General features: G+C 46.1%; 15 protein-coding genes. 10 read left to right on the top strand and 5 right to left on the bottom strand.

Going from position 1 to position 19,754, the window contains the following annotated elements:
* Positions 1 to 184: 184 nt before the first annotated feature.
* Positions 185 to 1,678 (top strand): serine hydrolase, encoded by a 1,494-nt coding sequence (locus NLBNIHML_RS24320; RefSeq protein ID WP_494352978.1) that lies wholly within the window; start codon positions 185 to 187, stop codon positions 1,676 to 1,678.
* 58 nt (positions 1,679 to 1,736) lie between these two features.
* On the opposite strand, the gene NLBNIHML_RS24315 is transcribed toward NLBNIHML_RS24320, so the two are convergent.
* Complete coding sequence (locus NLBNIHML_RS24315; protein ID WP_494352977.1) at positions 1,737 to 3,623, bottom strand: ABC transporter substrate-binding protein; 1,887 nt, start codon at positions 3,621 to 3,623, stop codon at positions 1,737 to 1,739.
* Positions 3,624 to 3,752: 129 nt separating this feature from the next.
* On the opposite strand from NLBNIHML_RS24315, the gene NLBNIHML_RS24310 reads away from it, so the two are divergent.
* The 4 genes from NLBNIHML_RS24310 to NLBNIHML_RS24295 all read left to right on the top strand — a co-directional run bounded on the left by NLBNIHML_RS24310 (position 3,753) and on the right by NLBNIHML_RS24295 (position 8,451).
* Positions 3,753 to 5,048: an MDR family MFS transporter gene (locus NLBNIHML_RS24310; protein WP_494352976.1), complete on the top strand. Its 1,296-nt coding sequence runs from the start codon at positions 3,753 to 3,755 to the stop codon at positions 5,046 to 5,048.
* A gap of 162 nt (positions 5,049 to 5,210) precedes the next feature.
* On the top strand, positions 5,211 to 5,420 hold the full coding sequence (locus tag NLBNIHML_RS24305) for a helix-turn-helix transcriptional regulator (RefSeq protein ID WP_017690042.1): 210 nt from the start codon (positions 5,211 to 5,213) through the stop codon (positions 5,418 to 5,420).
* 1 nt (position 5,421) lies between these two features.
* The gene (locus NLBNIHML_RS24300; protein WP_339240360.1) at positions 5,422 to 6,192 is read left to right on the top strand and encodes a DUF3169 family protein; all 771 of its coding nucleotides are present in this window, start codon (positions 5,422 to 5,424) and stop codon (positions 6,190 to 6,192) included.
* Positions 6,193 to 6,243: 51 nt separating this feature from the next.
* The gene (locus tag NLBNIHML_RS24295; protein WP_494352975.1) at positions 6,244 to 8,451 is read left to right on the top strand and encodes a serine hydrolase domain-containing protein; all 2,208 of its coding nucleotides are present in this window, start codon (positions 6,244 to 6,246) and stop codon (positions 8,449 to 8,451) included.
* A gap of 160 nt (positions 8,452 to 8,611) precedes the next feature.
* Here the strand turns inward: NLBNIHML_RS24295 and NLBNIHML_RS24290 are convergent, their stop codons facing one another.
* Both NLBNIHML_RS24290 and NLBNIHML_RS24285 read right to left on the bottom strand, forming a co-directional pair.
* A complete protein-coding gene (locus NLBNIHML_RS24290) occupies positions 8,612 to 9,667 on the bottom strand; it encodes a hypothetical protein (protein WP_494352974.1) in 1,056 nt (351 codons plus the stop codon).
* Positions 9,667 to 11,502 carry an HSP90 family protein gene (locus NLBNIHML_RS24285; RefSeq protein ID WP_339240356.1) on the bottom strand — a complete coding sequence of 612 codons (1,836 nt, stop codon included), beginning with the start codon at positions 11,500 to 11,502 and terminating at the stop codon, positions 9,667 to 9,669. The genes NLBNIHML_RS24290 and NLBNIHML_RS24285 overlap by 1 nt, the downstream gene beginning before the upstream one ends.
* A gap of 328 nt (positions 11,503 to 11,830) precedes the next feature.
* Here NLBNIHML_RS24285 and NLBNIHML_RS24280 point away from each other — a divergent pair, with 328 nt between their 5' ends.
* The 3 genes from NLBNIHML_RS24280 (at position 11,831) to NLBNIHML_RS24270 (ending at position 14,445) form a co-directional block, all read left to right on the top strand.
* Positions 11,831 to 12,736, top strand: a complete 906-nt coding sequence (locus tag NLBNIHML_RS24280; protein WP_339259476.1) for an ABC transporter ATP-binding protein — start codon at positions 11,831 to 11,833, stop codon at positions 12,734 to 12,736.
* The gene (locus tag NLBNIHML_RS24275) at positions 12,729 to 13,562 is read left to right on the top strand and encodes an ABC transporter permease subunit (RefSeq protein ID WP_494352973.1); all 834 of its coding nucleotides are present in this window, start codon (positions 12,729 to 12,731) and stop codon (positions 13,560 to 13,562) included. The genes NLBNIHML_RS24280 and NLBNIHML_RS24275 overlap by 8 nt, the downstream gene beginning before the upstream one ends.
* Positions 13,563 to 13,650: 88 nt before the next feature.
* Positions 13,651 to 14,445: a MurR/RpiR family transcriptional regulator gene (locus NLBNIHML_RS24270; RefSeq protein WP_342572181.1), complete on the top strand. Its 795-nt coding sequence runs from the start codon at positions 13,651 to 13,653 to the stop codon at positions 14,443 to 14,445.
* Positions 14,446 to 14,448: 3 nt separating this feature from the next.
* Here the strand turns inward: NLBNIHML_RS24270 and NLBNIHML_RS24265 are convergent, their stop codons facing one another.
* Positions 14,449 to 15,435: a Gfo/Idh/MocA family protein gene (locus NLBNIHML_RS24265; RefSeq protein WP_494354757.1), complete on the bottom strand. Its 987-nt coding sequence runs from the start codon at positions 15,433 to 15,435 to the stop codon at positions 14,449 to 14,451.
* A gap of 263 nt (positions 15,436 to 15,698) precedes the next feature.
* On the opposite strand from NLBNIHML_RS24265, the gene NLBNIHML_RS24260 reads away from it, so the two are divergent.
* Together NLBNIHML_RS24260 and NLBNIHML_RS24255 are read left to right on the top strand one after the other, a co-directional pair.
* Positions 15,699 to 16,985 carry a DUF5050 domain-containing protein gene (locus tag NLBNIHML_RS24260; protein WP_494352972.1) on the top strand — a complete coding sequence of 429 codons (1,287 nt, stop codon included), beginning with the start codon at positions 15,699 to 15,701 and terminating at the stop codon, positions 16,983 to 16,985.
* Between the two features lie 186 nt (positions 16,986 to 17,171).
* Entirely contained in the window at positions 17,172 to 18,797 is a 1,626-nt protein-coding gene (locus tag NLBNIHML_RS24255; RefSeq protein WP_494352971.1) for a helix-turn-helix domain-containing protein, read from the top strand.
* Between the two features lie 128 nt (positions 18,798 to 18,925).
* Here the strand turns inward: NLBNIHML_RS24255 and NLBNIHML_RS24250 are convergent, their stop codons facing one another.
* Positions 18,926 to 19,501 carry a GbsR/MarR family transcriptional regulator gene (locus NLBNIHML_RS24250; RefSeq protein WP_339240349.1) on the bottom strand — a complete coding sequence of 192 codons (576 nt, stop codon included), beginning with the start codon at positions 19,499 to 19,501 and terminating at the stop codon, positions 18,926 to 18,928.
* Between the last annotated feature and the right edge of the window lie 253 nt (positions 19,502 to 19,754).

The following is a 19,754-nucleotide window of genomic DNA, read 5'->3' as shown; positions in this document are numbered from 1 at the left end:
ATTAGTACATGTTATGAGGGACTTGTTCGATATATGCGGACTAGTTTGACAAGCAATCGGTGAAGTCGGTTAATACGGCATTGCTACGCAAAATCAGTCTCGGGTAGGATGTTAACTTTATCCAGAAAAGGCATAGTGAATTGTAGGAAATTATTCGTTTTATTGACTATGGGGAGGGAAGGATATGACAAGAACAAAGCTTCGCACATCACTGGAAGGACTGGATGAGTTCATTGATGATCAACTTCAACTATGGAATGGTGTCGGTACAGCGGTGGCTGTGATCCATAAGGATGAGGTCATCTGGCAAAAAGGCTACGGTTATCGTGACCTGGAATCCAAACTTGAAGTTACCCCTAATACGTTGTTTGCCATCGGTTCAAGTACCAAAGCCTTTACTGCAGCAACCGCTGCTCTCCTGGTTGATCAAGGAATACTGGATTGGGATGCCCCCGTGAAGTCGTACATGAAAGACTTCAAAATGTTCGATCCGGTCGCAACAGAACGTCTAACTATTCGCGACATGTTGTGTCATCGTTCCGGTCTTCCAAGGCATGAGTTGGTATGGTACAACTCCCCACGTACAAGAGAAGAACTTGTACACGCATTACAGTATCTGGAGCCAAATCAAGATTTCCGTAACAAATGGCAGTATCAAAACCTGATGTACATGACAGCCGGTTACCTTGTTGGACAGCTCAATGAAACTTCGTGGGAGCAGATGGTTCAAAATTCCCTATTTAATCCGCTCGGTATGAACTCAAGTCTGTTCTCAGTTGATGAAATGCAACTCCAGTCAGACTATGCTTACCCTTACCTAGAGAAAGAGGGTCAGAATACGAGAATACCATTTCGTGTCATTGATGCCATAGGACCTGCTGGTTCCATTAACAGTAATCTAGTCGATATGATCGCATGGCTTCAATTCCAATTGAAACAAGGTCAATGGGAAGGAGCGTCACTGATCTCTAAGGAACAGATGAAGATTATGCATAGTCCTCAGATGACTAGTGATTCGCCGTTCATAAGCCAAGAGCTACCTGTGAGTACATATGGTCTCGGGTGGATGATTGAGCCTTATCGTGGACATGCCATGATTCATCATGGTGGGGCTATTGATGGCTTTGCATCACAAGTTGCCTTTTTGCCAGAGGAGCAGATTGGAATCGTGGTTCTGAGCAATACCAACGGAAGTATAATTCCGTATACGGTTGCTTTTCATATCATGGACCGACTGCTTGGGCTTGAGCCTGTCAACTGGAGTTCCAAATTAAGCATATTAATGGGGAAAGAATCAGAAGAAACGGAGGTTAATCCGGAGAATCCTTTGGAAGTGCCTATTCAAGCAGACACTGCCGTTGAAGAAAAAATGGAAGAACCTCTCATCATACCTTGTGATCGACCTTACACCGCTTATGCGGGTATTTACACGCATCCTGGTTATGGCGAGATGTCTATTCAGGAAACAACGAACGGGTTGCAGGCAACCTTTAACGCCCTCGAAATGCCCATGGAATACACCGGAAAAGATACGTTCTCTGTCGAACTGGTCACATTCGGTCTGAAGGTCACATATACGTTCACCCTGAACGAATCATCAGAAGTTGCTCAATCCATCTCCATTCCTTTGTTGCTTGAACCGGGTACAAAACCGATTGAATTCAACAGGGTTTCGTAAATGATCTGAACTGGTGAACATCTGCTTCATTTCCGTTGTGGTAGGTAACCATCCATACCTACCACAACGGAATATACACCGGATAACTCCCATCCTCTTGCTCGGCACCAGGCTTTCTTTTCACCCACAGTCTGCGCAGATCAGGCAGACCATACCCCGCAACACGATAATCTCGCAGCGAATCATGATGGGCATGTTCTTCCCTGAAGCTGTACGCGGGCAGAAGCAACGCCTCCTGTATCAGTCGATCTTCCAAATGAATCAACGTTTTCAACCGCTCAGCAGGTTCCTGAATCATTACCACACGTCCGCATCCCTGTTCCAGTTCATGTCTCCAGTAATCATTCATCGCAATCAGGAATAACGTGTTCCGGAAGGTATACATCGTCACGAGGCTCAGCATGACATGATCATTGAAGACTTCTCCTGTATAGATCAGATCACAGTCCCTGAACCCATCTTGATAGACTGCATGGACCGGATCTCCCGGCATAATGTTGATATGTAGGCCGATCTGTTTACATCTCTCTGCAAACCAGACCATGTCTGCCTCCATCTTCTCTCCTTCTTCCACCCATAGACTTAAACTCTGCCCTTGGTATGAGCTACGACGTAATAATGCCGCGGCCTGCGCCAGTGAGGTCTCCACGGAAAGTGCGGGTATAGGTGTGACAGAAAAATTCGATTGTTCCGATTGCTTTTTCCATAACTCCCCTTGATCCGCACCCACTGTTGGTTGCTGTTCCTGTACTCGTCCTCGAATCAAACTGTAAGCAGCCTGTGTGTTTGTGCTCCCGAGCGCTTCCGACAGCTCATGTGCATTCAATAACTGTTGAACAGCCCGGCGAAAATTCACATCATGCTGCGGCCCTTCCTTTTGCATATTAAACGTCATATACACACCGCCCTGTATCTCATGCTGCACTGCACGAGGCTCCGCATCCGGAAATAAATCATGCTTGATGATGGACTCCGCCTTTGCCGAGTGGGGAAGCTGCCATACTTCAACGCGATCTACATAAGCACGCCCTCTGAAATAGGCCGGAAATACCTCAAGTACAAGCAGCTTCGAATCATGACGAGTCAATCGATAAGGTCCTGTTCCAATCGGATAGAGCGGGTTCATCTCCACATCTCTAGGCAGGATAGATGCACACACACTGCTCATCAGATCCGGGAACATGAAGTTGGGCTTATTCAACACAAAACGTACAGTCAACAGGTCATACGTCTCTATGCTCTCAATGGAACCAAACAGCGGCCTGCACGGGTTACTCTTGTTAGAGATAATGCGATCAAAGGTAAACTTGACGTCCTCTGCATCCAGGATCCTTCCATGATGAAAAGGTATGCCTTTGTGCAGATAAAAGGTCCATTCCCTTCCATCCGCATCACTCTCCCATGCCATAGCCAGACTCGGTTCGCAGACTTGGCGTTCCCCATTATAACGAACCAAACGATCAAAGACCTCTGTAATAATGAATACTTCTCCCCACATCCCCGTCTGCGTAGGGTCGAGAGTCTTAAAATGTGTATTCTGCGGAATCCGCAATGTATCCACCCGGCCTCTGTCTCCTTCATTCGAAAGCAGGCCGAATTGAGTCTGCATTTGCTGCATCAAATGTTCTCGCATCGTAATTGGCAAGGTGGCGGCCAGTTCATAGGCATCCTCCATCCTGTTGCCATTCAGTAAATCGTCGAACCGTTTACGCGCCACAGTAAGTAAAGGGACACAAAATAACAGCGTCGATTTTTTGCCTCTCCCACGCTGTGGGTTCCACCTGACCCATCCGTTCTCCTTGAATTTGTTCATAATGAGGTTCATATTACGCATGGTGCAACATAAAAGATCAGCGAGTTCACCTACCGTTGTATGTACTTCTTGTTCATCATGCACATGTGGGAAGTTCAACCGCAGTTGAATGTAATGTTCTGATACGTCCATATATGCCCTTCCTTCGTCTCTTTCTAAAATACGAAATCCATCCGGATGCTTCTACAGTTTTTCTTCAGGTTTTCCTCCATTATACTCAGTAACATCAACATGACCAGTGGGAAGGAAGAAGAACAATTTATGAAATACGCCGATCTGCACCCTAACATCCGAATACGTATCATTACAGATTTTTTCACCGATCTGACTCAGAAGTCCATCATTCCATTCATGGCGATCTATCTGAGTGTTCAGATTGGCGCAGGTGTGGCAGGGTTATTGCTAACGGTCAATATTGCGGCTTCCATGATTGTGGGTTTGTGGGCAGGATATTGGTCGGATCGAATGGGACGGAAGAAATTAATGGTGATTGCACAAACTTTGCAGGTCGTAGCTCTACTTTGTTTGGCTATTGCCAACTCGCCGTGGATGGATTCGATCATCGTCACTTGTCTCATGTTTCTGCTCAGCAGTCTAAGTTCAGGGATCACAGTGCCGATTGCGAATGCCATGATTGTCGACGTGAGCAGTGAACATGAACGTCATTATGTATATGGGTTACAATATTGGACAACAAACGTTGCTGTAACCTTTGGCGCACTGTTGGGCGGGCTATTTTTCGAATCATTTCGTTTCTTATTATTCAGTCTGGTGTGCCTGGAAAGTATGGTTACGCTGTTTATATTAGTCTTTATGATTCGGGAAACAATGGAAAAACGCGCACTCAATCATGGAGATCAATCCAATCATTCCGGTCCATCCACCAGAATATTGGAATCCAATGCTCCCATCCAGAGGAACATACTGAAAACGTACCGGGCGGTCTTTCAGGACAAACGTTTCATGGTATTTTTCACGGCTACGGTCCTTGCCGTTTCCCTGGAATTCCAGTTGGATAAATATATTGCGGTTCGTCTAAAAAGTGAATTCACCGCCCAACTGTTCGGCTCAGATATCTCTGGTCTGCGTATGTTCAGCCTGATTATGATCATCAACACTGTACTGGTTGCATTGGTTGCAATCCCATTCTCTAGATGGATGGGCCGCTTCCAGTCCCGAGCGATCATGTCTGTCGGTATGTGCCTGTATACCGCAGGTTTCGCCGTTCTTGCTTTCAGCAACTGGGCTTGGCTACTTATATCATCCGCTATATTGCTGACCATTGGAGAATTGATGTACGCCCCTGTTCGTCAGGTCATGCTAGCCGGTATGATGCCAGATTCGGACCGGGCTGCCTACATGGCTGCTGACGGGTTGAGCTATAACGTGGCAGCACTACTCGGAAGTATCGGGTTAACCATCGGAGCCTTCCTGCCCTCATACGTAATGGCTGTTCTGTATGTACTCATGGGGCTTGCAGCACTTGTCTTTTTCCGAATGTCACTTCGGAAGACAGAGGAACAGCATCAACATCTGGCGTGTGCAGAGGCATCATGATATTACTTTTTCGGCAACAACATAATCACTAAGAGAGCCATGGCAGGCTCTCTTTTTCATGTCCAAACTCAACGCATACAAGTAAATTATCATTAACATTTTGTATATTATAGTTTACATTTAGTGAAATATCATGTACATTTTATTCATGGAGGTGAGCAAGTGGAAGAATTGCACAATCATGTTAGGGAGTTACGGGCAAGAGACCGGTTGTCCCAAGCGGAATTAGCCAAACTCATCGGCGCATCCCGTCAAACCATTGCCCTGATTGAACGCGGAGATTACTCTCCATCGGTCGTCCTGGCATTAAAAATAGCCCATGTCTTTCGTGAACCTGTCGAAAAAATCTTTGAATTGAAAGGTGGAGATTAAGATGAACAGAACAACTTCCCCGTCCAAAAAGAACAAGATGCGTCTTCCGTTGTATGCGGCAGGTGGTGCTGTAGTCGGTTTTCTCGGAGCCAGCGGAATCAACAAAATTCCATCTAATTTGAATTGGACGTTGTCCGTTTACTATGACTATGATCTTTTATTTGCATTACTGGCTGCTTCAGTGGTGGTTATGATGTTGTGGAACACGCTCAGTCTTGTTCGTACGCCATCTGTGCCTCCAACGGAAGATGAGGTGTATGGAGATTCTGACTCACTCATCTCTCCCGCTGAGCGTTCCCTCGGAAAAGCGATGATTCTCAGCGGATTGAGCGTTATTGTTGCGTTTACCTGGATCGCACTTGCTCTGTCCTTAAACGCTTCCAACAGAAACATGCCGAATTTTCCCGAACTGTTTAACCTCATGAATCTCTTTGCTGCGTGTATCTCTATTATCATCGTCGTTATACTGCAAACACTGACTGTGAAGCGATACAATCGCTATTTCCCTGATCGCGCACTGGATCTGAATTCACGCAACATGAAGAAGGATCATTTCGAGAAACTGGATGAAGGTGAGAAATGGATCGTATACCGTGCAGCCTATCGTTCTTTCCTGATGATGAACATTTTGCTTGGGATCGGCATGGTCTCCATGGTGTTATATTCAGCCCTCTTTAGCTTTGCTCCATTCCCAATTGTAATGCTCTCCGTCATCTGGATTGTCAACATTGGAATCTATTATCGTGAAACCTATCGTGCAAGTAATCAGTAATACATGGATAAGTAACTATTTTGTAAATATTTTCATAAAAGGAGTGTTTGCATGCATCTATCCAAACGAAAGACCCGCGTCAGGTTCACCTCCCTAATCGGAGCTTTCATGGCTGTTGTTCTGTCTCTTAGTCTATGGGTACCCGCAGTCCAGGCGGAGACCGCGACTCCAGTAACTGCTGAACAGGGGAAAACGAAAGCGCTGACAGGCGAATCAGCTACAGCATTTCTCGACTCATTCTTTGATTCCGCTGAGGCAAAAGCTCATTATGTTGGAGCCTCCGTTGTTGTTGTGAAGGATGGTAAAGTGCTGGCGGAAAAAGGATACGGCTATGCTGATCAGGAGAACAAAACGCCTATTGATCCGAAAAATACGGCCTTCCGTGTAGCCTCTGTCTCCAAAACATTCACGGCAGCAGCCGTGATGCAGCTGGCGGAGCAAGGCAAAGCTGACCTGCAAGCTAATTTTCAAACCTATGTGAAAGGGCTCGAATTCGATAATCCTTTTGACAAACCTGTAACTGTGGAGAACCTGCTCACACACACGACCGGATTCGAGATCCGTGATCCGCAGCAGGAAGACATCCATACTGATTTTGACAAATACATAACGATGGAGGATTACGCTCAGCAACACATGCCTCCCGTCGTTCGAGAGCCTGGCAGCGCCTACATGTACGATAATTTCTCGTTTTTGCTGCTCGGCATGATTGTGGAGAATGTTAGCGGAGAGCCCTTTGAATCCTATATGCAGCAGCATATCTTCAAACCACTAGGAATGAATAACAGCAGTTTCATGCTGGACGAAAAGTTCCAAAAGCAACTTGCTGTAGGCTATGATGCGGCACACAACCCGCTTGATCTGTATACCCTCTCTCCATCACCAATGCCTCAAGGTGGCATGCTGTCTACTACTGAGGATATCGGAAAATTCATGATTGCGTTTCTGAATGATGGCGTAAAGGATAGCAAGCGTATTCTCAAGGAATCTACAGTGAAAAGCATGGAGCAGTATCGTTCCTCCATTCATCCATTACTGCCCGATACCACTTACGGGTTCGAAGCACCGTTTCAGCTTCCCGGGGCAGGAAGCAGTTCCAGCGTGATTACCAAAGCAGGCGACCTGACAGGATTCAGCTCTTATCTATTTTTTATTCCTGAGCAAAACACAGGCGTCTTCCTGACCTATAATCAAAATGGAGCACTTCGTAATCTGTTCTACCCGGCATTCATCCAGAATTTCTTCCCGCAATATGCAGAGCCAGTGCAGTTCAAGGATTACACGCCGCAATCCGCAGCTGAGCTGCAACGCTTTACCGGATTGTACGCAGACCTTCGACTTAGCACGATTGTAAGTTCTCTGAAAGGTGGCGACGATAAGCCAGGACATCTGAGCATTAACGATGTATTCCTGGGCCAACGCAATCTGATTCAAGTGGAAGATAATCTTTTCAAAGACGAATTGACCGGTCAATTCACAGCATTCAAAGAAAATGCAGATGGCACCACCTACCTGAAAGAACCTTACCTTAACCCTATGGGTTATGAGAAAAAAGGACAAAAGCCTGCGGGCTTCCGGGATGTTCGTGAGAATAGTCCCTACGCTGAAGCAATCTATGCCATACAATCTCTTGGATATTATGAGAATGATGCCAACAAGTCTTTCCAACCGAAGACAGCTGTGACACGAGCTGAATTCATTGAAAATACGCTTAAACTCAGTGGATTGAAGCCCAGCAAAACAACGCCACCTGCAGGCACCGACTGGGCAAACCATGCAGCAGCCGGATATATTCAACTTGGATATGAATTGGGTATGATTACGGGCACGAACGAACAGCAGTTTAAGCCGGATCAAGTGATTATCCGACAGGAAGCCATGGTCATGATGTGGAGAATTATGCAATTGCAATATCCTAGCGAACTTTTCAATGATGTGAAACTTGCAGGGCACACAGATCCATGGGCTGTACCTGCTGTTCAGATGATGGCGAAGCTTGGTATCCATGGACCTGAGGTGAAGGTGATGGAGGATGGTTCCGTTGATTTCCTTTCTCGCAAACCTCTGATTCGTCAAGAAGAGGCTGCTATCATGTATGCTTTAATCACACAGCCGACAGATCGCATCGTCGCTGAGTTAATGGCTGCTCAGCAGCCGCAAGCCGAACCTGCTGAAGGAGCAGAGCCTGCAGAAGATACATCAGAAATTGCAACGGTTCCTTCACCAACGACGATCCCTTCTGAAGTATCGGCACAATAAGAACAAAGTATCTTCATATTGATAAGATTTATCATGCTTATAAATGAAAAACAGGCTTGTTCAGAAGGATATAAACCTTCTTGAACAAGCCTGTTTCGTTACTTTTCTTACGTTATCGCTACTAGTAAATTTATTATATGTTACGGAGTTATAACCGTCTCTACGCAATCAACGAGGATACATGTGTGTTTTCGTTACGCTGATCAAACTTGGCTGCAACGGTCTGAGCATGCTCCGCAAAGTAATCAGCCAACTTGAGCAAGTCGCCGGGATCGCCTTCATACGGGAAGGATGCTGGCAAGCGCATGCGATACCCATCCGACTCTTTTTCTTCAGCCCAACGCCGCAATAACGGGGCTGCCTTCGCATAATACAACATTTTGGCATATGCATCTTCATGATCGGCTGCGAGTACCAGTGTTTCTTCGAGGACATCAATGCCTTTGGCCGGATTCGTAAGTGTGAGATACTCCATCTGCTCGGAAAAACTCTGCACAAAATCGTTCTCACCTTTGATCAAGCGGTATCCCTTGACCTGATATTTATCGGCTTCCTCCGTCCGCCCCAGACGATATAGCGGCATCAGAATTTCCGACAACGTTAGATGCGGAATCTCCGCACAGCTCATGCGTCCTTTGAGAATAGGCTTGGCCAATTCCAGCACCTTCTCGTCGTCTCCTTTTAACAAAAAATAACGCATAATCTCATCCTGCTCACATGCCTCACAGTCACTCATGAAGTCGCGGTCCAATGTTCTGAACTTGTCATAACTGCGCCCTGATTCCTCCAGCTCTCCAAAATCCATAAAGATGCGGAAACGATAGTACCAGTAAGAACGCTCACTGTAACCATAAGACTTGAACCGTGCTCCGAAGTCCTCCAACAGCTCCATAATCTTCTCGCGTGAGATTTCAGGGAAATCGGGCATTTTACCGAGAATCCATTTATATGACCACAATAACGTCTCTTCATCATACAGCTCTGGTTGCTGATCGAACTTGCCCAGTTGCCAGGAAAAAGCGATCAAAGCTTTCATCGGATATCCACAGAAGGTGGCTACATCCACAATCTCGGAGCGTGCTTCGTACGCCTCCTCAACCATACCATTGACATCGGCTACCCGCGCTGCTTCCTCCAAAAAACCGAGCTTCGCAGGACCACTAGGCAGTTGATAGGCCTCTTCCATCAAATCTTCAAAATCCATCTCTGTCTTCATCAGGCATCTCCCTCATGATTCATATTTGCGCGTAAACCCCAATCAATAAACCGTACAATTCCCTGGTTCAATACTTCAAGTTCCTGCTTGTTCATGGCGTAATGGCCCATCATCAGTGCGTTGACATACAACATTTCTATAGCAATCGGTGTCATCTGATTATCCGGTGAAGTCAGCACCCGTTTAATGATGGGATTGTTTACATTCAGATACAACGTCGAGTACCCTGCCGAATTAATACCTGCCGACAACGAACCGAGAACAGAGGAGAATAAGTCAGTGCTCTCTTCGCTTGCTTTTTCCAACGCACGCAGCGTGGATGATTCCTGCGAAAGGGTAAACAACACCGGCAGATCCGATGGCTTGAAACCTTTCACTTCAGCCCGGCAGCGGAAACGTTGTAATGCCGAATCTGCCAACCGTAGCGCATCATAGTACTGGTTACGTTCAGCCGGTGCAACATCCGTGAATGTCATCGATACTTCATCTGGCTCAATTCGCTCGGTCTGTACATGGTTCAGTATGACAGGTAGCATCGCCATCAGTTCTTTATCGTAGATATAACCTGCGTTGACGACCAGCATGGACTGTGCTGAAGCCACATGGTGTATCTGACGATATTCATCAATGGAGCCGGTATAATACAGCGTATCCCCTTCATCAATCAGTTCACCCAGTTCCCGGTGTCCTCTCGTCGTCTCAAAAGGCAGCCAGCGATGAATCATCGCGTAGAACGCCTGATCCTGAACGGCCAATGCTTTCATCGAAAGGGCATGCAGGCGAATCAGCTTCTGCAAGCGTTCGGTCTGATTCTCAGCCATGTCAGCCAGCCCCGTACGCAGAGCGTCTCCAAGCTCGGAGCGCACTTCTTCCAGTTTTTCATTTTCATAGAAATGTTCTCTTGACGCCGTCGGTTGAAGCTCATCGGTCCAGATCAGACATTTCACGAAGAACGCCCACTCCGGCAAAATGTTCTCGGCTTTCTCCGAGATCAGCATTCGCTTCAGGTACACTCGGTGAGAACGCTTGGCATTCAGATTCACTGCATGTGGCAGCACATACGCAATGCCTCCCGTACGGCCCGTAGCCGTTGTCAGCGTGATGAAATCCTGGAACTTCTCCCCAAGCAGACGTTCACCAAAAGCAAGCACTTCCGCTCGGCAAGAACGGGCAAGCTCTGGGCGTGTTAGCCAGATCGGAGAATCCTGATTGACAACAGACTGCACCCCATCATGTATCAACGTGACTGGATAAGGAAGCAGAGCGCCGTAGTAAAATAAAGCTTCTTTTACATACTCCGCTTCAAAATAATGTGCTGCATCCGGTGTACAACGCAGATATACTTTCGTTCCGGGAGACAACTGTGTGTCCAATTGTCTAATCGTATATGTACCATCCGGCTTACCTCTCCACTCCATCGAGGGACCACCCTTAATCGATTGAGTCAGCATAACGATCTCATGACTTACCATGAAACAGCTGAGCAGACCAATACCGAAACGTCCAATAAACGATGTCTCGCCATCCAGCAGTGCCTGCTGCCCCCGCTTCGAGGATTGTCCAATCATCGCCAGAAACTCGTGGATATCCGCTTCGGTCAGGCCAACTCCGTTGTCCTCCACCATCATCGTCAATTGATCACCGGTTCCTGTCAGCTCAATCCTTGCTTCGCCCTGATATCCCGGCTCCACTTCCTTGCGTGCCGTGATCGCATCTGTTGCATTTTGCATAAGTTCACGCAAGAACACCTTGGGACTACTATATAGATGGTTGGATAAAATCTGAATCATCCCGCTCAGGTTCACTTGAAAACGATATTCATTGGATGCTGCCATGAGTCACTCACCTTCCTCTACGTCCAGAACACTATATGTACCCATATGATGTATTCATATGGATGTGTTAGACGAATTCATATGTAATTCAATTCATTACCACATTATGAATAGCAATGAAACGGATGTTCTACCCTAAAATAAGGATACATGTTACACGCCATAGTGAAAACAAACCTGAGACCCGATTTCAGCCAGACTTCAGGGTAAATATGCACCCTACATTCGGGACTATTGAAGCAGGAATAGATCTTTTTTGTCGTCCATTTGAACGATATCAGCCTACTGCACGTATAATCTCCAAACTCAGATCGGATGGTGAATATAGATGATTGAAGCACGCAACATATCCAAGCAATTCAAGGTACATCAAGCACTGCATGATGTCAGTTTCACAGTTCAACAAGGCAGTGTCACAGGGTTAATTGGCCCTAACGGTTCGGGCAAAACCACACTGATCCGCATCATGAATGGGGTCTTGGGTGCTTCCAGTGGACAGGTAACCATTAACGGATTGGACACCGCTCGTGAGGCCGAGAAAGTACTGGCCATATGTGGCACACTTACCGAACAAAGTGGACTATATGAAAATATGAGTGGCCGTGACAATCTGACTTTCTTCGCAGATGTTTTTGGCCTGAAGCATGCCCAGGAACGTATCGACGAGCTTGTAACTCTGTTCGAGCTGCAGGATTATCAGCATCGAAAGGTCGGCACTTATAGCACAGGCATGAAGAAACGCCTGGGCCTTGCACGAGTACTCCTGCATCGTCCTTCCATCCTGTTTCTGGATGAGCCCACCAATGGCCTGGATCCGGATGGAATCCAGATGGTACTGCGTATCATCCGTCAATTAAATCAGGAAGAAAAGATGACTATTCTGGTCTCATCCCACGTGCTGTCCCAACTGTCAGCCGTCTGTGATCGTTATATTTTCCTGGAAAAGGGGCGCATCGTTGAGGAAGGCACGGAAAAGGAGATTGTTAGCCGGTACCTGTCCACTCCAAAACTCGAAGTTGAAGCCGACATGCCCGATGGATGGAACACAGCAACTGACTACACACCTGAAATAATCTCTGCACATCAAGCGACATTTCAGCTTACATCTCGTGAAGATATTCCATTACTGCTAAGGCAATTAACGGAGCTTGGTCAAGTCTATCAGGCCCGCATCACGGGCAGTGATCTGGAGAGTATCTATTTTGCCATAAGGGAGGCACACCACCATGAATAATCGCCAAGCCATACGTGCACTGATCCGTAAAGATATCCGGTCCGTCACAGCCAGCGTTCAGCTCTGGTTGCCCATGTTGATCGTTCCACTGATTATCGGAATCATCATGCCCTCTGCTCTTCTGTGGGCGGCCTCCAGAATGGAACTTCGTTCTCTGGGCAACATCAGCTTTTTGCTCGAATCATTGGATGCATTTACCCATGGTGGACAGATTCCTCAGCTTGCTTCCATGCCTACAGATAATCATCGTATTGTTTATTATTTAGCCATGTATATGTTCGCGCCCTTGTTTCTCATCATTCCGGTGATGGCCTCCAGTATTCTGACGGCCAATAGTTTCGCTGGTGAGAAGGAACGCAAGACACTGGAAGGTTTATTATTCACACCGATCAGCATGGACACACTTTTCAAAGGCAAAGTGTTGGCTGCCCTAATCCCTTCCCTTCTATTATCCTGGGTTACTTTCCTGATCTATGGAATCATTGCCAATATTCTGATGTACCCCTTGTTTGGAACGTTGATGTTTCCCAATCTGAACTGGATCATACTTGTGGTGTGGGTTGTTCCGGCTTGCAGTCTTATGGTCATTCTATTAAACGTATTGATCTCGGCCAAGGTTCGCGGATTCCAGGAAGCCTATCAGCTCGGCGGATTAATTGTCCTTCCCCTGATCGCCTTAGTGGCTGGTCAAGCCAGTGGCATGCTGCTGATCGGTCCTTGGATGTTACTCTTGATCGGTGCATTGCTCCTACTCATAAGTATGGTTCTTCTTCGTTTCGTCACCCAATGGAATAGTCGTCAGCAACTGGCGGAAAGTCAGATCTGAGATGTGCAGATTGAGAAATCAATAAACGCAGGTTATGATGAAGAGATATATGCTTTGGGATGATTATAGAGAGGAATGGAACAACCGCATGGAATCCAAACTGCTTCAAAAATTAAAATATGCTTCACAATTAACGGCACAGGAGAGGCATATTGTGGACTATATCCTGAACAATCCCGAAGTTGTATTTGATTCTACAGCCCATGAACTGGCTCAGCAGACCTATACAAGCTCATCCACCATTGTTCGCTTATGCAAAAAGCTGGGTACCAAAGGGTACCCAGACTTCCAGTTAAAGCTTGCTCTTGAATATCAACGGATACCTTCTGCGTTGCAGAAGCAGGATTCTCCATTCGCAGAACAAGGCAATGTGCTGGCTGCCATCGACTCGGTTCCTTACCTATATCAGCAAGCGCTGGAGGATACACGCGGGATGTTAAAGGCCCCCGTTTTACTACGAATCGCAAACTGGGTCAAAGAATCCGGACGTATCGATATCTATGGCAGTGATATGAATTATTATCTAGCTCAACAGGCTTGTGCCAAATGGAATGAACTCGGCATATCTGCAATTGCTCACAATAATGCCAACATGCATTACTTGAATACGATGAATCCCAACAGCCTGACGCTGTCTTTTGTTATATCACACACAGGTGAGAACCAATCCATGATTGAAGCGGCCAAAGTGCTGAGCAACAAACAGATGAAAGTTATCGCGGTCACGGGCAGCAACCATTCAACCTTGTCCAAACATTGTGACGAAACGTTACTCGCTTACGGATACAATGAACAATTAAGGCTGTCCAAAATGTCTTCGATGGTCTCGGTACTTTATATTTTCGACATGTTGTACATGAGTAGCATTAGTGACACGTATTAACGATTAACGCTGATCTGCTGCGAATATAATTCCGGCATCCTTACGCGCACCCATGAGCACACTCATCACAGACTGGCTGTGTTCGAGCAGTTCGTAACACCGGTTGTAATCCCCACCTGCATGGATGTCCCTGAACACTTCCCACTCATAGTAGAGCCAATTGGATTTGGTCTGGGCATTATACGCCTCAGCAGACTCATTTCCGATCTGAAGCTTGATCTCCCGGCAACCGTTTGCTCCCCCGACAACCTGAAGATACCCTTTCTCTCCCTGAATAAGCACAAAGTTCATGCTGCTTGTATCTTTGGCACCCACACATTCCGCAATAAACTCCGGATATTGGAGAACGACAACGCCTGACGTATCAATGCCGTTTGCATGCTGGTTCGCAGTATACGATACGGTATTCGGACTGCCGAACAAATTCATGACCAGATGAAGATTATATATATTAATATCCATCAGCGCTCCGCCAGAAAATTGTGGATTAAATACATTCGGCGTCCTCCCTGCAAGCAGATCATTGTATTTGCGTGAGTATTGACTGTAGTTACATTGGATTAGTTTGATTGGGCCAAGCTTTGGCAGCTGCTCCTGTATGACTTTAATATTGGGCAAATGAATATTCGAGATGGCTTCAAACAGCAACAGATTTTTTTCTTTTGCAAGTGCAATCAGGGTTTCTGCTTCCTGAAGCGTGGACGTGAACGGTTTTTCGCAGACGACATGTTTGCCGTGTTGAAGTGCCTGATAAGCCTGTTCGTAGTGCATGCTGTTTGGTGAAGCAATATAAATGAGATCTACATTTGTATCTGCAAATAGTGACCCCAGGTCCGTATGGATTGTATTTACTTCATATTTACTCGCAAGCTCCTGTGCTGTCTCTCTCTTCCGGGAGTACATCGCTGTACAAATGACATCTTCCAGTTCATTGATCGCGGATAGAACGGCATCCACAATGGACCCTGTACCGATCGTTGCTATATTCATCATATCGTTTCGCTCCTGTCGTTTAGTCAGTTGACTCTCTTCGCTGATTAAATGTTATGTTATCACGATCAAGTCAGGCGGAGAATGCTTTGGAGCCGGATTGGCAGCATCATTCGCAATTCCATTTCAGGTTTGAATGTGTATGAAATTCAATTTCATTCGCTTCTTTTTTCATGTTTGAGATCTAACATATCTTCCATAGTTTACCGATATAACATAAGAAATTAACGACATACATATAGAACGAAGGGGACGAGGAAAGCATGAAAACAGGGCATACATATTTACAACGCATCATCTGTACATTGCTGTTATTTACACTCATTGCAGCAGTGGCATTTGGAGGCGGGGGCGAAGCCCAGGCAGCTTCACTTAGCCAATCCACTGTGTATTATGAGTCCGACGGCGTTTTGTACAAAGTATCCGCGGATGGAAGCAATACAACAGAAGTATTAATTGATTTCCAAGGGGTGGACTTGCTCGCGGCAGGTTCTTATCTCTACTACACCCAGACTGCTTCATCCACAACATTGCTTCGGGTTCCGAATGACGGGTCCAGCGATGCAGCAGAGACATTTGCAACAGATGTGCTCAGCTATTATACGGATAATGGATTCATCTATTATCTGGATGCTACAGGCACGATATATCGCGCTAATGGCAATAGTGACGCTTCAGCTGTTACCAAGATTGCGGACAAGGCTGATACCGACTTTCCGTTTCTCGTGGTAACCAAAGGGCGGGTTTACTATAACGCACTGGTTAATGGAAACACGTGGATCGTGTCCAAAACATCCAACGGTTCTGGAGCTGTGCAGCGAATTGCCGCAGGTGCAGTGGAAGGTCGTTATTTTACGAATCTGGCCAAAAACGAACTGCAACTCATGGTCAATACAGACCCATATGAGCAGTACTACTCTACCAATGCTGTTGTCATGTATAAGGTGAATTACAACACGGGCAAGGCCACTGCGGTAAATCCCAAAGCCAAACTGGATGTGAATGCAGTATACTCCGGTGGTTGGGGTAACAACCTTTACGTGTATAACAAAGGAATCGAGCTTGACAGTAACAAGGATTACAATTATGCCAAAGGCAAAGCGTTTGCGTTAACAACTTCAGCCAAAACACTTCAGCTTCATAGTAAAAGCGTTCGGGAAGTAAGTGCTCTAGGTACAGACAAGGTTGTACTTATTGATGCAGACAAGAAGGCTTATGCCAAAACGGTCTCCGGCAACAAAGTAACCAAGTCCGCCAACCTGAACCTGAACAATGTAACGTATGTTGCGAATCAATTGACCAATGGTACACCTACGGCTGCTTACATCTCGGGCAACAATGGTCTCTATTCGGTCAATACTACTCTCAAGGTAACCAAACTTACCAGTGACGAATGGGATGCATTCCATATCAGAGATGATGTTGCAGGCCTGTTCTACATCAATGCCAAAGATCAGTATCGCTTGTATCATGTGCAAACGGGCGGAACAGGCAAAAAAGTCATGAGTGACGTTTTCCTAGACAATATTCTATTGGTGACACCGTACTAATATATCCTGTTGATTCAAGCATGTAGCTCATTCTACGGACTTGTCCATAACAAAAAGGATTACCCTGCAGCCCTAGTGGCTCTTGGTAATCCTTTTTTGGTTGTCAAAAACTATTTGAAAAAAACATCTTCCATATGAGAATGATAATTGTTATCATTAAGAAAATAAGACAAAAGGATGGTCCGTATGACTGAACAGTTTCCCTTCATTGCTGAAACCTCATCTCTACCGCTCCTCTCCTCCATGTGCCGTATGCATCGCGGGGAGAATTTCCGTGTGCAAGGCAAGACGGTGTCCCGGCCCATGCTCTGTCTTATTTTACAAGGAGACGGTGTTCTGGTCCTGAATGATACAGCCTATCCGGCTCAAGCGGGCAGCATATATGTACTGAAGCCAGGTACAACCATCGAGGCCGCTGCTCGCTCGAAGGTGACCGAATGTATTTTGCTAAGCATGGATACCGTTCGTTTGCAGCAAGTGAGAGGCGAGTGGAAAATGACCTCTTCACCTGGCTTTCCGCTGGATTGGCAAACAGGCAGGTTGCTAGTTCGTCACGAGCAGCAGGCTGTATCACGTTTGGAACAACTGTATGAGACCTATCGGGGCTGTCAGCCAGATCACTTTATCAGCATACATAGCCAATTGCATGAACTGCTACAGTTTCTCTCGGAGAACCGGCTGGAAGCCAATCATGAGAAAGTGGACCCTGCCTTGGAACGCAGTATTATGTATATGCGACGCTACATGAGTGAAGGAATCAGCATGGATCAGCTTGCGAAGATTGCCGGTCTCACACCCAGCTCCTATTCACGCAGTTTCAAGAAAGCCAAAGGCATGTCGCCGACCGATTATCTCAATCGTTTACGGATAGATGAAGCCAAAAAACAGCTGACCGAAGAAAACTGTATTCTTAAAGACGTCGCAGTATCTGTAGGGTATGGCAACGAGTATTATTTTAGCCGCAAATTCAAACAAACCTTGGGGATTGCCCCCAGCGTATATATGAAAAAAGATCAACTTCGCGTAGCTACGGCGTCCATCATGGGATTCGATCAGAATCTGACTTCGCTTGGATTGCGCCCTGTAGCTGTGCTCGAAGGAGTTCTTGACCGAGAATCGGATGAATATGAACATGAACGCCAATTAACCAGACAATTAGATCAACTTCGGCAGGCGAAGCCAGACCTGATCATCGGTGACTTTTACCATAAGTCCTATTACGATCGCCTGAAAAATATTGCACCCACCGTCATCTTGGAATCCACGGATGACTGGAAAGAGAACCATATTCGCATAGCCGAACTGGTCGGACGCGAGAAGCAAGCGTTGCTGAATTTCAAGGAACTTGAGTTTCGCAAACTTGAAGCAGGATTGAACCTACAACCTTATTTCCGACAAAAACGGTTGACTCTGATGGAGGTCACGAATCAGTTCATTCGCTTACAAGGAACTGGCGAGCATCCATTAAATCACTTGTTGTATGCAGAATTGGGACTGCACCCTGCCCAGCTTATATCTCCCGAAAATTCCAGAAATGATTATGCAGCAGATAGTATCCCCGTGCTGGACACGGATTACCTGTTGATTCACCGCGCTTCGCTTCAGCCTGCCAGTGAAAAGGTGTTCCGGCGCATGAAGCAAACGGCATCCTGGAATCGTTCCCCTGCCGTGTTACAAGGTAACGTTCATGATATCTCGAATTGGCATCAGTTATGCTGGACTCCAGGTGGCCAAATGCAGATACTGAATGAACTGCAACAGATTTCACAGCAGCCTGTAGCCTTTCCTCATGCAGGTCTGATTGGACATTAAATGTGAACATAGGTCGATACGATGGGCAAAGTTATCTTTTACATCGTGTTCCTTCATTATAATTCAGTAAGATATTGCACAAGCCAAAAGGGCCCTCTCCTCTAACGGAAAGGGCCCTTTGCATGTGATTATAGATGTTCCTTGATCTCTTCCTTCGGAACCAGCTTGTATATCTCTTCATCTTCCATGGTATCAATCAATCGATCCAACCATTTGTAATATGCTTCCGCTTGCAAAATCTTATGTTTGTCTTCCATCAGGGTCCGGATTAGTTCAACATCCGTCTCTTCATCCAGATCTTCAACTAGTCGATTCAGTTCTTCAATCGATTTGCGTAGAACCTGAAGGTTACTCTCCACGGCTTTTCTCCATTTAATCGCAAAATAATCCGTAAACGTCTGATGCCAGTCATATTCCACTTCATATAGGTCTTTTCTGGAGCCCTTGCTCCACACTTTATTTACCATTTTCAAATCCAGCAGTGTTCGTACACCTGTACTCATACTCGTTTTGCTCATTTCCATTTCCCGTCCCATATCGTCAAGGGTCATTGGTTTGTCTGCAAAAAATAGCAATCCATATAAGTGTCCCGTAGACAGCGTAACCCCGTAAAGATCCATATTACGTCCAATGGCTTCAATAACGCGCTTACGAATCTTCAGCACGGTTGCCTGCTGTTCCTCTTGTAAATGGTCCAAGCCCATGCTTGCAACCTCCATTCTGAACATTCCACAGTCTTTGGCGAAATCATTGCAACACTTTAAAAGTCCTGCTTACATGGGAAAGCTCTCGGCCGGACATCATATATGCCAGAGGGCTTTCATTCACCCAATGTATGAAAATGGGAACTTTACCAGGCTACAATTGCCTATGACTATCTTTTAACCAAAAAATTCAGCTTCAATTCAGCTCATTTTCTATTGTAGGAAAAGCATTGTCAAATGTAAAGCTGCCTTA

Source organism: Paenibacillus sp. JNU01, from assembly GCF_059130585.1.
The sequence above is the reverse complement of the archived record's forward strand: the minus strand, read 5'-3'. Positions and strand labels throughout refer to the sequence as shown.

Coding starts and splice junctions, on each gene's coding strand:
- NLBNIHML_RS24320 (WP_494352978.1), top strand. CDS start 185: ATGACAAGAACAAAGCTTCGCACATCACTGGAAGGACTGGATGAGTTC.
- NLBNIHML_RS24315 (WP_494352977.1), bottom strand. CDS start 3,623: ATGGACGTATCAGAACATTACATTCAACTGCGGTTGAACTTCCCACAT.
- NLBNIHML_RS24310 (WP_494352976.1), top strand. CDS start 3,753: ATGAAATACGCCGATCTGCACCCTAACATCCGAATACGTATCATTACA.
- NLBNIHML_RS24300 (WP_339240360.1), top strand. CDS start 5,422: ATGAACAGAACAACTTCCCCGTCCAAAAAGAACAAGATGCGTCTTCCG.
- NLBNIHML_RS24295 (WP_494352975.1), top strand. CDS start 6,244: ATGCATCTATCCAAACGAAAGACCCGCGTCAGGTTCACCTCCCTAATC.
- NLBNIHML_RS24290 (WP_494352974.1), bottom strand. CDS start 9,667: ATGAAGACAGAGATGGATTTTGAAGATTTGATGGAAGAGGCCTATCAA.
- NLBNIHML_RS24285 (WP_339240356.1), bottom strand. CDS start 11,502: ATGGCAGCATCCAATGAATATCGTTTTCAAGTGAACCTGAGCGGGATG.
- NLBNIHML_RS24280 (WP_339259476.1), top strand. CDS start 11,831: ATGATTGAAGCACGCAACATATCCAAGCAATTCAAGGTACATCAAGCA.
- NLBNIHML_RS24275 (WP_494352973.1), top strand. CDS start 12,729: ATGAATAATCGCCAAGCCATACGTGCACTGATCCGTAAAGATATCCGG.
- NLBNIHML_RS24270 (WP_342572181.1), top strand. CDS start 13,651: ATGGAATCCAAACTGCTTCAAAAATTAAAATATGCTTCACAATTAACG.
- NLBNIHML_RS24265 (WP_494354757.1), bottom strand. CDS start 15,435: ATGAATATAGCAACGATCGGTACAGGGTCCATTGTGGATGCCGTTCTA.
- NLBNIHML_RS24260 (WP_494352972.1), top strand. CDS start 15,699: ATGAAAACAGGGCATACATATTTACAACGCATCATCTGTACATTGCTG.
- NLBNIHML_RS24255 (WP_494352971.1), top strand. CDS start 17,172: ATGACTGAACAGTTTCCCTTCATTGCTGAAACCTCATCTCTACCGCTC.
- NLBNIHML_RS24250 (WP_339240349.1), bottom strand. CDS start 19,501: ATGGGCTTGGACCATTTACAAGAGGAACAGCAGGCAACCGTGCTGAAG.